General features: G+C 32.8%; 15 protein-coding genes. 5 read left to right on the top strand and 10 right to left on the bottom strand.

Features of this window, described 5'->3' with window-relative positions:
* Position 1 precedes the first annotated feature (1 nt).
* Complete coding sequence (pafA, locus tag JJQ60_RS16245) at positions 2-1,636, bottom strand: alkaline phosphatase PafA (protein WP_201923131.1); 1,635 nt, start codon at positions 1,634-1,636, stop codon at positions 2-4.
* Positions 1,637-1,751: 115 nt separating this feature from the next.
* On the opposite strand from pafA, the gene JJQ60_RS16240 reads away from it, so the two are divergent.
* Both JJQ60_RS16240 and JJQ60_RS16235 read left to right on the top strand, forming a co-directional pair.
* Positions 1,752-2,489, top strand: coding sequence for an MlaE family ABC transporter permease (locus tag JJQ60_RS16240; RefSeq protein ID WP_201922702.1), 738 nt, complete (start codon positions 1,752-1,754; stop codon positions 2,487-2,489).
* A complete protein-coding gene (locus JJQ60_RS16235; protein ID WP_201922698.1) occupies positions 2,489-3,253 on the top strand; it encodes an ABC transporter ATP-binding protein in 765 nt (254 codons plus the stop codon). The genes JJQ60_RS16240 and JJQ60_RS16235 overlap by 1 nt, the downstream gene beginning before the upstream one ends.
* 105 nt (positions 3,254-3,358) lie before the next feature.
* On the opposite strand, the gene JJQ60_RS16230 is transcribed toward JJQ60_RS16235, so the two are convergent.
* From JJQ60_RS16230 to JJQ60_RS16195, 8 genes are all read right to left on the bottom strand, one after another.
* The gene (locus JJQ60_RS16230) at positions 3,359-3,886 is read right to left on the bottom strand and encodes a hypothetical protein (RefSeq protein WP_236669155.1); all 528 of its coding nucleotides are present in this window, start codon (positions 3,884-3,886) and stop codon (positions 3,359-3,361) included.
* 123 nt (positions 3,887-4,009) lie between these two features.
* Positions 4,010-4,606, bottom strand: a complete 597-nt coding sequence (locus JJQ60_RS16225; protein WP_201922693.1) for an LURP-one-related/scramblase family protein — start codon at positions 4,604-4,606, stop codon at positions 4,010-4,012.
* Positions 4,607-4,711: 105 nt separating this feature from the next.
* Complete coding sequence (locus JJQ60_RS16220) at positions 4,712-6,238, bottom strand: right-handed parallel beta-helix repeat-containing protein (protein ID WP_201922691.1); 1,527 nt, start codon at positions 6,236-6,238, stop codon at positions 4,712-4,714.
* A gap of 641 nt (positions 6,239-6,879) precedes the next feature.
* Positions 6,880-7,494: a hypothetical protein gene (locus JJQ60_RS16215; protein WP_201922688.1), complete on the bottom strand. Its 615-nt coding sequence runs from the start codon at positions 7,492-7,494 to the stop codon at positions 6,880-6,882.
* A 48-nt stretch (positions 7,495-7,542) separates the two neighbouring features.
* Positions 7,543-8,985 (bottom strand): DUF389 domain-containing protein, encoded by a 1,443-nt coding sequence (locus tag JJQ60_RS16210; RefSeq protein WP_201922686.1) that lies wholly within the window; start codon positions 8,983-8,985, stop codon positions 7,543-7,545.
* Positions 8,986-8,990: 5 nt separating this feature from the next.
* Positions 8,991-10,067: a mannose-1-phosphate guanylyltransferase gene (locus tag JJQ60_RS16205; RefSeq protein WP_201922681.1), complete on the bottom strand. Its 1,077-nt coding sequence runs from the start codon at positions 10,065-10,067 to the stop codon at positions 8,991-8,993.
* A 2-nt stretch (positions 10,068-10,069) separates the two neighbouring features.
* Complete coding sequence (locus JJQ60_RS16200; protein WP_201922679.1) at positions 10,070-10,666, bottom strand: SprT-like domain-containing protein; 597 nt, start codon at positions 10,664-10,666, stop codon at positions 10,070-10,072.
* Positions 10,667-10,720: 54 nt separating this feature from the next.
* Positions 10,721-11,563, bottom strand: a complete 843-nt coding sequence (locus tag JJQ60_RS16195) for a DUF4349 domain-containing protein (protein WP_201922677.1) — start codon at positions 11,561-11,563, stop codon at positions 10,721-10,723.
* A 359-nt stretch (positions 11,564-11,922) separates the two neighbouring features.
* Between JJQ60_RS16195 and JJQ60_RS16190 the strand changes: the two genes are divergently transcribed.
* From JJQ60_RS16190 to JJQ60_RS16180, 3 genes are all read left to right on the top strand, one after another.
* Positions 11,923-12,603, top strand: coding sequence for a hypothetical protein (locus JJQ60_RS16190; protein ID WP_201922674.1), 681 nt, complete (start codon positions 11,923-11,925; stop codon positions 12,601-12,603).
* Complete coding sequence (locus JJQ60_RS16185; RefSeq protein WP_201922671.1) at positions 12,600-13,481, top strand: hypothetical protein; 882 nt, start codon at positions 12,600-12,602, stop codon at positions 13,479-13,481. The genes JJQ60_RS16190 and JJQ60_RS16185 overlap by 4 nt, the downstream gene beginning before the upstream one ends.
* Before the next feature lie 188 nt (positions 13,482-13,669).
* Positions 13,670-14,044 carry a hypothetical protein gene (locus tag JJQ60_RS16180; protein WP_201922668.1) on the top strand — a complete coding sequence of 125 codons (375 nt, stop codon included), beginning with the start codon at positions 13,670-13,672 and terminating at the stop codon, positions 14,042-14,044.
* A gap of 31 nt (positions 14,045-14,075) precedes the next feature.
* Here JJQ60_RS16180 and JJQ60_RS16175 read toward each other — a convergent pair whose 3' ends face one another.
* Positions 14,076-14,756, bottom strand: coding sequence for an SDR family NAD(P)-dependent oxidoreductase (locus JJQ60_RS16175; protein ID WP_201922665.1), 681 nt, complete (start codon positions 14,754-14,756; stop codon positions 14,076-14,078).
* Positions 14,757-14,769: the final 13 nt, after the last annotated feature.

Raw genomic sequence — 14,769 nt, 5'->3', positions numbered from 1 at the left:
ATTAGTCTAATACAAAAGGCAACACATCCCCTGTTGCTCCATTAGGAAAAGTGATCCCTAACAAAGCCGAAATTGTAGGAGCAATATCGGTAATGTACGTTTTTTGAGTAGTACTCCCTTTTTTAATTCCATATCCAAAAAACAATAATGGAGCATGCGTGTCATATGTTAACCCGCTACCATGAGTAGAACCTGTTCGAGAATATGATATTGTTGCTGGATCCAAAACTACAACTACATCTCCACTCCTTTTTTGGTTATATCCCTTTTGTATTAGGGCCTCAATACCCGAAGTATAATTGGTAGACTCAAGTTGTTTTCTGGTAAACACCTTATCTATTTGATTTTCTTGCAATACAAAATGTGCAATTGCGTCTTGTAAATCCTCAGCACTTATTGAATTTTTCATCAAAGTGGCATAATTAAAAAACACCTGATTATTGGATATATCTTCAATCAAGCCATCAACCTTAAATGTATTTTTCACAAATGTTTCAACCTTAGCTTTAAATACATCAAATTTAAAATACCCAGCCGGAATTTTAAGTGATTTCAAATAGGATGGCACATGTACCGCCCCATGATCCGCTGTCAAGAAAATGGTATACTGCCCCTTACCCACTTTCTGATCAAGCGCGCTTAAAAATCGTTCTAAATCTAGATCTAAACGTAAATATGTATCTTGAATTTCTTTAGAATTTACCCCAAAATTATGCCCCACATAATCGGTACTAGAAAAACTTACAGTTAGAAAATCCGTAACCTCATCAGCCCCTAATTGCTCACCTGTAATTGCTTCGATAGCAAAATCTGCGGTCAAACTATTTCCATATGCAGATGATTTAATAATATCGTATCCGGAGTTCTGATCCTTTAATTTTGCCAGGTCGTAAGGAAAAGTAGCCATTTCCTTTCCTTTATACCCCGCCTCAAAATTATTTTTATCTGCACCACTTTCAGAATAGGAATTTATATCATACAATGTATTCCACTCTTTGAAATACGATTTTGCCTTACCCGATTCGTTAAATTTTTTAACCCAATCTGGTAATTCATTTCTATAATATGTACTGGTAATCCATTTTCCTTCATCCTTACCTCTAAACCAATACGCGCCATTTGCAGTATGCCCTGCCGGAAGGATTGCTCCACGGTCCTTAATTGCAATTCCGATGGTTTTTCCTTTTAGTTGTGTATGTAATCTATTTTGATCTGCTACAGTTGTCGTCTTCATTCGGTGAGGAGACATTCTTTCCATGTCGTTATCAGATCCCACCGCTTTAACAGACGAATCGCTAGCACAATACACCGTTTCTTTACTAAATTTATCATACCAATGATTAGAAATTATACCGTGATTTCTAGGAGTTGTTCCTGTATATACCGATGCATGCCCAGGTCCTGTATACGTTGGCACATAATTAAAATGATTGTTTTTACAATTAAACCCTTCATTTATCATTCGCTTAAACCCTCCTTCTCCAAATCGATTATAGAAACGTGTTATATAATCATATCGCATCTGATCTACTACGATACCTACCACGAGTTTTGGTGAACTATTAATTGTGCGTTTTTCTTGGGCAATACCTGAAACAAAGATTATACTAACAATAATCAGAAACACTTTCTTCATCATTATTTTTTTAGGATTTATGTAAAATAGCTATTTGTGCAAATGTAAAACTTTAATACAAGGTTAAATGTTATGGATATTTTTTTTTCTATTTTAGCCTTTCTAATTTTAAGGAATGTTTTATCTAGACGATATTGGTCGTTACTTTTTAATGCTTAAAGGAGTTTTTAGTAGGATGACTAAGGGCTCTGTAATCAGGAATTTAATATTTAAAGAAATCGATGACTTAATCATAGGTTCTTTAGGAATTACCGTATTTCTAGCATTCTTTATTGGAGCAGTAGTAGCGATACAAACTGCTCTAAACTTAACGAATCCTTTGATTCCAAAAAAACTTATCGCTTTTGCCTCAAGACAATCGGTTATTCTTGAGTTTGCTCCGACTTTTATTTCAGTTATTATGGCTGGTAAAGTGGGGTCATTTATCACATCAAGTATTGGTACCATGAGAGTTACTGAGCAAATTGACGCTCTGGAGGTAATGGGAATCAATTCGCTTAATTACTTGATTTTCCCTAAAATTATAGCAATGTTTACATATCCTTTTGTAATTGCTATAGCTATGTTTACAGGAATATTCGGGGCTTATATAGCTGGGGTATATGGTGGTTTTGTATCTAGTACTGATTTCTTAACTGGTTTACGAGAAGAGTTTATTCCGTATCATCTGGTATATGCTTTTATAAAAACCTTTTTATTTGCGTTTTTATTAGCTACAATACCATCTTTTCATGGATATTACATGAGAGGAGGAGCCCTTGAGGTAGGTAAAGCAAGTACTTCTGCCTTTGTATGGACAACTGTAGTCATTATTATTTCTAATTATGTACTCACTCAATTACTATTAAGCTAATGATAGAAGTAAAAGGTCTACATAAAGGTTTTAATGGCGAAGAAATTCTAAAAGGTATCACTACTACTTTTGATCGTGGTAAAACCAATTTAATTATCGGTACCAGCGGTAGTGGTAAAACTGTATTCCTAAAGTGTTTGCTTGGCTTATTTACTCCAGAACAAGGTACTATTTGTTATGATGGCTCTACTTATTCTGAGCTTAACGAACAACAACAAAGGGATCTTAGAGAACAAATGGGCATGGTTTTTCAAGGAAGCGCATTGTTTGATTCTATGACTGTAGAAGAAAATGTAATGTTTCCGCTTATGATGTTTACCAAACAGAAGAAAGAAGAAATGCTGGAAAGAGTTCATGAGGTACTCCATAGAGTGAACTTAGAAAATGCAGAAAAGAAATTACCTTCAGAAATTAGTGGAGGTATGCAAAAGCGTGTAGCTATTGCCCGAGCCATTGTTACTCGACCAAAATACCTTTTTTGCGATGAACCAAACTCTGGATTAGATCCTAGAACAGCTATTGTAATTGACAATCTAATTAAAGAAATTACTGAAGAAAATGACATCACAACTGTGATCAATACTCATGATATGAACTCGGTTATGGAAATCGGAGAAAAAATTGTTTTCCTTAAAAACGGGTATTTAGAATGGGAAGGTGATAAGACTCAAATCTTTAAAACTGACAATAAAGCAGTAACCGAATTTGTATACTCCTCTAATCTCTTCAAAAAAGTGCGTGATGCACAATTAAAAGGTCTTTAATGATATAGAATTAAACACCACTAAACTTTTTCGCATCCTAATATTGATAACCTAACATCTTAACCTTTAGCCTGATTACTATTATTTCATTTTTGGAATGTGATTTTAATTTCCGGTTTTACCTAAAAACACACTTACTTTTGAGTTCATGGCGTTACCTGATGATCTTCTAAAAGAAACAATTTGTCCAACATGATAAATGGCATCAGATATTTGCCCGTTTATCATATTCCAGTATGGAAACTCTCTTGTTTTCTCTTTAGACTGAAAAATCACTTTATACTTGGATACTTCTTCTGCCGATTTACCAGAAAACAACGCACTCGCTTTTTTTAAATTAAGTAACGTTTGCTTTCTAAGTTCATCAAAAGAAAGATTGAGTGTATCAGTAGTTCTTATATTGGGAAGATTTTGTGGTGCATTAAGAATCCCTATAGACAACCCATACACATGTTCTATCGTTTGCAAAGTAGTTCTCGCTTCTTCAGAAGGAGAAAATTGCAAATCCTTTTCAGTAAGACCTTCGGTAGCCCAATAATAACGATATCCAAGACCATCAATAAATCTTGCAATAACATTCCCCGAAGTATAATCATCTGGAGCTTCAGGGATCTGTTCATAGGGTAACTTCATAGTATCTGAGTTTTGACAATAACCTATTAATGTAAAGCTAAAAAACAATATGAGCATGATCATTCCTTTCATAAGAACATATTTTATAGAATATAAACAATGTATTAAACCATAATCGCTGTATTATCCTCTTCGTCTTTCTAGTAAAATCATCATCATTAATCCAAGAATTACTCTCTCTTGATCATCTGCATCAATGTCCTTTAATTTTGATATTTGAAATCTTCTTCCAAAAAATGAAGGTTCTTTTTTAAGTCTAGCCACCATTTCATTATTTAGATTAGTCACTTTATAAGATGGGTTAAATAAATATCCGGTTAGGATACTTAATACTGGTATTTGCCCTAATAAAGAGTCTAAGACTTTTACCCACCCATTTTCTTCTCTGATATGATACTGAAGTTTTTGGTTTTGATCTATGAGTTCGTATTCTGCTTTCCATAGTGATGCCCAACCTTTACGTGCAATTTTACCAGTTTCTTGACCATTACTATCAGTGAAGCTATACGCCGCAGAAAAATCGATCCACTTATCTGCTTTAATGGTAAAGTTTACCTTTGCTTTTGTCTCGTCTTCATAAATCGTAATCGCTTCTTTAAGTTTAAACATTTTCTGCTTTACATATGCAAAAGTTTTACCGTTAACATCTTTAGCTGTAAAATCATTAGATAGTGTTGTAATGTTAAAGACAAATTTGACCGGAAATTGTAGTTCTTTCATATTTAGATTTGGTTTTTTGTAACGATTTATTACTGTATAAAAATATAATTGCCCTCTAGTGTAACTATATTATTGCCTCTTATAGTATATGAGGTTATTTTATTTTTAATTAATTATTCTAACATTAAACGCATTTACTTGATATATATCTTCAACTAAGTTACCCCAAACCTCTGCATATATCAAACTGTGATTTCCGCCAACGTCAACTCTAACACCATAGTCCTGGGTCTTAGAACCTTGTGGTTGATCACAAAATATTTTAGCTCCATTTATATAACAATTTTGCGAGTTATTCAATAGTATTCCCGCAAATTCAGTACCTGTCGAAGTATTTCTTCCGTTATTATACACATAAGTTCCAGATCCTATCGAAACTCCTCCAGAAACATTAAAAATCTCGACCCCATGTTTATAGTTATCATAAATTAAAGAATTATCAATACTGTGACCTCCTCCAGATGCAATTTTAATTCCATTACCTCCTGTGACAATATTATTCCTATTATAATATCCATGAATAATCGCATTAGTAACCTGAACTTTTGATGCTCCATTATAAATATAAAGGTTATTTCTTGCGTTTTTTTCCAAATGAATATTGGACAATAAGATCTGTTTAGAACCAACAACGGTTATACCTTCTAATAGATTTTCATAAGAATGAATATTATCAACGATAGCAAAATCTGATGGATTATTCTTATGACCAATATTAAGTCCTGAACCAGTAGATCTTGAAGTGGTTATATTATTTACTTTACTATACATTCCATTTACAGATATGCCTGTATATCTAAATCCTCCCAAATTTTGAGTACCCAAATCTCTTTGTCTATAATATTCTAAACCATTAGATGAGCTTTGGATATTGGTATAATTGCAATAATTTGAATTAGATGACCCTATCCCACTACCAAAATTATTTTCAGTTCGGCTATTATTAATTGTTATATAATTCGAATCATTAAAAATAACTCCGGTCCCTACATTATCATAGGTATTAACGTTTTCACAAACTATGTTTTCACAATTATTGATAAACAAACCTGCAGCAGGTTTTATATCATGTTGCTCTCCATTAACTGTTTCCGTAATTGTGATTTTTTCTAATCGAACATCACTTGAGTTATTCAATAAAATTCCAGAAAATCTTCTATGTACATCATGCATTGTCCAGTCTTCATGTACCGAACCATCTTTTTTGTAATAATTTCCTTCAATATTCAGATTCTTCAATACGATATTAGAATTTCCGGCTAAATCCTTGTTAGCGAGCATATCAAAAACTGTATCAGTTCCATACACAGAATCTAAAGCACTTATCATTCTTTCAATAGTGGCACCACTAAAATCTATTTCAATATTGGAAGGTATATATATTGTGTTATCGATGCAATACGTATCTTTTTCAATAACTAATAACTTATTTTCATCTGACGCAATATCAATTAGATTCTGAATTTGGAAACGATTAATAGAACAATCAGGACTTGCTTTAAAAAAATAGGGAGCCTTTGAAGCATAAATAACATTTAGATCTTCAAAGTTTTCCTCTGGCAAGTTTTCTTCTTCTGAACAAGCCATAAAGGCTAAAAATGGAAAATAAAAAAGTAAAAAATATCTTTTCATGTTTATGATTTTATAAATAATAGGATTTTTAAGTGTATGTAATAACCAAACAAAATGTTTCTTTGAGGAAATCAAGATTAATATTATTTCCTTAATGAGTTACTTTACATAAAACGTATACGCCTTCATTTCCTTGGTGATCCATTAGCTAAGTGAATTTACCCTAATCGCATCCAAACTGTCTGATACCTGAAATTTCCTTTTTGGAAAGAGTACCTTAACCGTGTCTACCTTTAAGAAATTAGAGTGTAATACTTTTCCACAACCGAGTTCTTTCAAATCTGGAAAAAGAATTTTTGAATCTTTAGCAATGCTTGTATAAGGAAATATTTTTACCATTAACATCTTTAGCTGTAAAATCATTAGATAGTGTTGTAATGTTAAAGACAAGTTTGACTGGAAATTGTAGTTCTTTCATATTTAGATTTGGTTTTTTGTAAACTTGAAATGCAAAACGTTGTACTATGAATATAAGTACTCAGTTATTGATATTAGGGCGTAAATATATGGATAGAAATTTATTTTCGACTTTTTAATATATACAAATACCTAAAACTTATTGAACTTTTGAAAATAGAATCTTATCATCTAACTCGATAACCCGCATAAGCTCTAACCTCATACTCTAAATATTTTACCAATTATTTAATTTTCACAAATCTAATATCACCTCCGTTCAAAACCCCATAGCCACACCGCACCACATTTTCTAAAAATTTTCTAAATTCTTCTTTTTTGTCTTGATTCTTATAAAAATCTGAATTTAAAACCACACTATCTAAATCTTCAAGTAGTAACTGAGCTTCAAAAGTATCGATCCATCCTCGTATTCCTTCTCTATATCCTCCGCTATTATGAGTCCAAAAACATGGCCCGTCGAGTTTAAGTAGGGTTTCGTAAGCATATGATTTTGATGTATACTCATTCTTATTTTTATCAGAAAACATGAACGTTAGCCGATCTTTTCCATAGTAAAACTCGTTATTCTCATCTATACATTCGGAAGAAATAATGGTCTCAAAAAATGCAACGTACTTTTCATAACCATATACTTGCATTTGATTTACTCTTAGTTTTTCACTAATACATGCTTCTGGTATAATACTTTGAAATGTTTGATCTAAATACGTAGCATTATCCACCCATAATTCTGGATTTTCAAGAATAGAAGGCGTATATTTATTATCCGTTAGTAGTAACCTAGAAAAATCTCCTGTTTTCATTGCCGGAATGATTCTATCTTCCAGCTTTTTCACATTTAGAGGATATAAACTTCCATAGACACCCATATACACTAGAACATTTTACTCTACATACAACGTATCCGCCTTCATTTCCTTAGTGATCCATTCTTGCAGTGAATTGACTCTAATATTATTTAAGCTATCAGATACCTGAAATTTCCATTTAGGAAAAATTACTTTTACGGTGTCTACTTTTAAGAAATTAGATCGTAATACCTCACCATATCCTAACTCTGCCAAATCTGGAAAACGAATTTTTGCATCTTTAGAAATACTAAAATAAGGTAAAACTTCTACTGGAACCACTTTATTGGCTTCTCTAAGGTTGGTTTCTAATCCGGCGATTTGTATTTTAAGATCTTCTATTTCATCTAAGAGTTTGTCATTCTCTTTTTCAATTCTATCCAACTCAACTATTGCTCTATCATAAGCTTTGGATACTTGGTCCAATCCTCGTGCTTTATTTCCATTAACACTTAATTCGAAATCACCTATATGACTATATTTTTTGATTTCATTTTTAAGATCACTCACTACAGCATCAGGGATCTCCCCATCAAAGTATAGTTTTATGGTTTTTTCATTATAATTATAGAAATCTTTGCGTAGATACAGATTCTCATTTGTATTGATTTCATCCTCTAAAAAATGAGAATAATCACGTTCAGCATTACTTTCTTGTAAAGTTGTATAAAATGTATAACTCGCAGGTATCATTGCCAAGACTGCTAGCAAAGACGCTAATTGCGCTGTGCGTTTTCTTTTTGCTGAATTAGCATATCTAAGCATTGGAAAACGTAATAATTTTGCCACAATAAAGGTAGAAAGCGCAATAAAAATGGCATTTATACTAAATAAGTACAATGCACCAAGGAAAAAATCGGGTTCCCATACTGCAATACCATACCCTACTGTACACAACGGCGGCATTAATGCGGTAGCAATTGCTACTCCTGCAATTGCGTTAGGCATCGTACCTTTTTTGGATTTGGCCACAATGAGCGCCAAACCACCAAATACTGCCACGAGTACATCAAGAATAGTTGGTGCTGTTCTCGCTTCAAGTTCTGGAGTTAATTCTGTTAAAGGAGAAGCCCAAAAGTATAACGTCGCTGCTATTACACTAAGCCCAACCATAACCCCTAAGTTAACCAACGATCTTCTTAAGGTATCAATATCATTAATTGCAATAGCTAGTCCAACCCCAACAATAGGCCCCATTAATGGTGAAATTAACATCGCACCTATCACCACAGCGGTAGAACTTACATTAAGCCCAATTGATGCAACAAAAACCGAGAAAACAAGAATCCAGGCAGTATGCCCCTTAAAAGGGATATCATTTTTTACATCCTCAATGGTTTGATCTTTATCTGTTTCTGTTCTAATATTTAATAACTCTCTAAGAAACTTGCTTATACTTGCAAATAGACCTTTCGCATCTCTTTTTACAGTCTCAGATACCTCTTCCTGAGAAATGGGTTGATTCGTATTTTCTTCCATTGGTTTTATCCGTATTTTTCTCCGTATGTTTCTTTCACTTTTTTAAGTACTTCTTTGATGTCTTGTTCCTTCTTTTTCGGATAAATCAAAAGCACTTCTTCTTTATCCACTATAATATAATCTTCTAATCCATCAACAACTACAATTTTATCTTTAGAAGTTCTGATCATATTACCCGATGCTTCCTGTAATAGAACCCGGGCATTAACCACAGCATTATTAGATTCTGTTTTATCCAGCTTATCATATAACGACCCCCATGTACCCAAATCATTCCAGTCAAATGTTGCTGGAAGTACGTAAACATTCTCAGCATTCTCTAAAATAGCATAATCTATGGAAATATTTTCTGCCAATGCATAATTTGCTTGTATAAAAGCTTTTTCTTCTTTAGTATTATACGTATCCAGTCCTTTTTTGAATAATGCGGTCATTTCTTCCTGGAATTCTGCAAAGGCATTTACAATACTATTTACACTCCAAATGAAGATTCCTGCATTCCATAAATACGTACCATCACTTAAAAATTCTTTAGCCTTTTTATAATCTGGTTTTTCAGTGAACTGAGTTACTTTTTTAATTGCGTTCTCCCCTTTCTGATATTTTATGTACCCATATCCTGTATTCGGAAATGTGGGTTGGATTCCAAGAGTCATTAAAATATTGTCTTGAGAACAAGCTTTAAAACTTTGTTGTAAATTTTCAACAAAAGCATGCTCATCTTCGATCCAGTGATCACTTGGTGCAACAACCATTACTGCATCCGGGTTTTCTTTTTGAATTTTCATTGCCGCATATAAAATACATGGGGCAGTGTTACGCATTGCAGGTTCAGTAACCACTTGTCTTTGTTCAACCTCTGGTAATTGATGAAGAACTAAATCATTATACCTTTCATTAGTAAGTATAAATATATTTTCTTTAGGAATTATTTTTGATAAACGAGAAAACGTGCATTGTATTAAAGTCTGCCCTGTTCCTAACATATCATGAAACTGCTTCGGAAAATCAGAAGTGCTTACTGGCCAAAATCTAGACCCAACTCCACCTGCCATTAATATGGCATAATAATTTTTATTCATAATTAATTCAATAATTCGACCTCGGCATTAGGATTAAAAAGATAGGTTCTTCCTGTACTTACCTCGACACATTCGTACCTTTTTACTTTTTTATTACCTTTTTTAAAAATCTTTCCATTATACAGCCTAAATGTGCTACCTAAAGGCAATTCAAAGATATAATTTTTATCATTTGCAGGGTCATATTGTTTAAGTACTAAAGACAATTTTTCATCAGTATCACTGCTTGCTCTGGGGTTTTTAAAATGATGAGCAATAACCGGCAATAATTTAGAAGGAAAAACTTCTGGATTAATATATGGCAGCATCAATTGCTGAAAAGTTCTTTTCCATTCTATCCCATGGGGTTTTATATATCTCCCATATTTTTCAAAAGCAACTAAATGTGCAATCTCATGAATTAATGTAATAAGAAACCGATATTTATTAAGTGAAGCATTAACCGTAATCTGATGTCTCCCATCTGCAGTTTTTCTATAATCACCATGACGTGTAACTCGTTCATTAACTATCTTAAGATGTACATTACATTTAACTATTAAGTCAAATGCAGGTTCTACAGCACGTTCGGGTATATATCTTGCAAGTATCTGCTTCACCTGCGCAAAATACAAAATTAAGCGTACCATTGCAGCACGCCTAATTCATTATTTTCACTTTCGTATCCATTTAAAATACACAAAAATTAACAGCCCTAATACGAGGAATGGCCAGATGTAGAACAAAATAAGTGCAAAATTTTGAATCAAAGACCACCCAAAAGATAATCCAACTTTTGCTTTATCTAAAAAACCTGGTGTGTATTGTTCTGGTTCTTCCTTAGGAATAACAAGTTCGTATACATCTAGCTGAATTGTACTAAAAACAACTCGAGAACTTAAATGGTTCAATCGCCCCTGAGCAGATTCAATCTCTTCTTGTAAATCTTTCAATTTTTCTTCTGTGGCTAAAATATCTTCAACATTTTTAGCCTTAGTGCGCAAGATAGTTTCATATCGTTGTTTTACTTCGAGTTTAGTTTTTAATCGGGCATTCAAATCAACGTACTCTTCGGTGACATCAATTGTAGATATATTTTTATGCTCTACAAATTCTGCGGTTTTGCATATTTTTTCAAATACAGTATCAAAATGTTTCTGAGGCACCCTTATTGTAAATCGATTTTCTTTAGTATGATTGGTATTTGTGTAGCGCTCATCAGAAACATACCCCTGGTACTCTGCTGCAATTTGCTTAGCCTGCCAAGTTGCCTCTTCAACACTTTTAACCTTCATCCTTGAGGTAGCATTTTTTATGATTTTAATAGTCGTATTACTATGTTCTCTTTCTTGAGGTTCTGTACGTTTAGCTTCGTACGTATTTAAGCTTGGGGTTTCACCTGTTTCATCCAGCATCAACATTTCAGATGTATTCGCTTGTTTGGAGCAAGAAAAACTCAATATCAATGTTCCTATCAGTAATATTTCTTTTATACCATTTAATTTGTTCGATTTCATCTTTATTATTTTTATCTTGTTAATATGAAAGCAAACCTATTGAGAGACGCGTTTTTTTGATGGTATAACTTTTGTAAACTCATTGTAAACTATTTTACAAATTACAAACAACTCATTATTAAAGATATATAACCATTACTCCTGAAGACAAAATACAATTCGATTTACTTAAAAAGGCTGTTACCCAACGGTTTTTAAAACATAATGCTGCTTCAAGTTTTGATATTTCTGAATGGAAAGGACAAGATATTATTACGTTTCAGGAAGATTTACAAAAAGAGACTAAAGCCAGTATTAGTGAAAAATCGTTTTACAGTTATTTTAAAAATTCTTCAGAAAAATTACCGCGAATCGATATTTTGAATATACTATCCCAATATTGCGGGTATACCAATTGGAATGATTTCAAGGTCAAGCACACCAACTCTTCTCCCGCCAAGAGGAGTTATGAAATCCCCAAATGGCTTTGGTTTATATCCATTGGCTCTTTAGTATTGTTAATTGCATACTTTATTATCCCAGTAAAGCACAGCTTTAGCTTTTGCTTTATTGATCAAGATAGAAATCAGCCTATTACAAGGGTGCCAATCGATATTACTATTCTAAATGATAAAGAATCTCCTTTTAGAATAAAAAGTGATAGCACTGGATGCTTTTCTTGGAAAACCTCTGATGATTATATTCATTTTGTAGTACAATCACCTTACCACAAAACAGATACCATCTATCGCATTGCTTCTTCCAAAACAAATGAGCATTTGAAAATTCAAACCGATGATTATGCTTTGATGCTACATTATTATGCTAATGGCAAAGTTGAAGACTGGAAAAAAAGAAGAAAAGAATTATCAAAAATGATTTCTGATGATGTCACTATTTTTCAAGTGCTTCCCTATGGATTAGGAATTGAAATATACACTAAAGAAAATTTCATTAATACATTAACAACACCAACTAAAAACCTTAAAAATATCGAAATTATCGAATCAAGAAAATCGAAAGGACAAATTGTTAAATTAAAATTTAGAGTAAAATCATGAAGCTAAAGCTTGTCTATAGCATACTTATCATCATATTTCTGGGATGCTCAAAAAATCCTTCGAGAGAAATCGATATGAAAGAAAATGAAGCTTCAGAAATAGTGGATGAAATCACTTCTATTTCTAAAGAAGATGCCTACTCTATATTAATCACACAAAAACTTCAACAGTATATTGATCAAAAAACCTTAACAAAAGCATATCCAGATTTCATAATAGAAACAGGTCAAGACAGAATATTTCTTGAGGATAGCGCCGTAGTCAAAAAAGTAGAGCTTATCGAACCTTTTGTTGTTATTTCTGATTCAGTTAAAACCGTTAAAACAAAAGTAACTTTTGAATCTAAAATTGATACTCTTACCACCATTATCAAAACATCAGATATAAAGATGGATGGAGAAATTTTTAAAACCACCAAAGTAATTTTTGAAACCGTTGAAAAGCCCAACATCTCAAATCAGAATTCGCCTAAAATAAAAGACCCAAAACATGTAGCAAGATTCACGATAAGGGATCTAAGTTTTACGTGGGAAGAAATTAATGCATGTGATTGTTTATTTATGGTAAATGCCATAAACACTCCTTATAAGAAGTTATACTTTGGGCGTTTTAAGGATAATCAAAATGGAATTCTACAGCTAGGTAAAAACACCACTAAATATGTAATCCCAATTAAAAATCCAAGGTCCAAAGTGCGAAAACCGGGTAGTTTTTGGACAGAAACATACCAAAACGATGATTACCAAATTCGATTAAAAGCCTCTAAGGCTACTCCAAAGGTAAAGAACAAATATACCTACTATATTGATTTTACTTTTACTGAACTATCTTCAAAGAAAACCATAAGGAATTTGGTATTAGCAAATTGCAAATCATAACGGATTGCAATATTAATTTTTACGGTTTTACATCCTTTTATCGCGCAAAAAACCATCAAATTTCAGCTTTTTGACGAAAAAAAATTAACATTTATCGAGTATTTTCATTTTTCAACCCGTTGTTAATCAATTATTAATACTTTTAGAACCTCAACTTTTTTTAACACAAACGCAAGGGTTTATTTATTATGAGAACATTGATAACTATAGTCGTTCTTTTTATTAGCATTAGTGCCATAGCACAAACTGAAGAGCAAGAACTACAACAAAAACAGCAAGAAAAAGAAACAAAAATCTTGCGAAAATTAGCAATAGAGAAAGGAATAGAATTACAGAAAGAACTCAATCTAACTATCAACGCGAGTAAGGTAGTTCAAAAAATCGTATTTGATTATTCTGTAAAAGCAAATAAAGTCCTGCAATCCAAGGTATCAGCAAAAGAAAAATCAAAAAATATTAGTAATTTGATATACTTTCAGAATCAGGAATTAAAGAAAATACTTACCGTAGATCAATTTTATCAGTATCTCAATATGCAAAATGTTAACGTGGCAGGTTTTTAGAAACCTTATCGCGCACTGATATTATTTAAAATCAAGGAGTACTACTTGATACCTGAAGTACTTTTCCGTTATAGAATTTGTTTCCAGTTAGAGAGAAATCTTTGATATAGGTTGCCATTTCTAATGCGCTTAAGGGCGCTTTATATCCCGGAAAAGCTTCTTCCAGCATTTCGGTTTGTACAGCTCCTAAGGCTAATACATTAAAAGCGATACCGCTGTCTTTATACTCTTCGGCCAAGAGTTCACTTAATGTAATTACAGCACCCTTACTTGAGCTGTACGCAGCTAAACCAGGAAACTTCATACTGCCTTGAATTCCTCCCATACTACTTACTGTAACCACATGACCTCCAGATTTCATATAGGGTAATACCTGCTTCGTAATTTCAGCTACACCAAACACATTAACCTTATACACTTCTTCAAACTCTAGCGTAGAAATCTCGCTAAAAGGCTTATTCAATAACCTACCTGCATTATTAATTAAAACATCAACCCGCTTCCATTCTTGAGAAATAAAAGCTACCATCTTTTGTAAATCATCTTGTTCACATATATCAAATGGAAATGTATGTATATTTTCATGTCGAATTGAGGCAACAGGTTTTTCATTTCGAGACAAAGCTAATACCTGATATCCGGCATTTGCAAAAAGTTTGACCATTTCAAAACCTATACCTCTGCTAGCTCCTGTGATAATAATATTTTTCATATACTATAAAAGA

The sequence above is a fragment of the Aquimarina mytili genome, from assembly GCF_016735115.1.
In the GTDB taxonomy this organism is placed as follows: Bacteria; Bacteroidota; Bacteroidia; order Flavobacteriales; family Flavobacteriaceae; genus Aquimarina; species Aquimarina mytili.
This window is presented reverse-complemented; position numbering and strand designations above follow the sequence as displayed.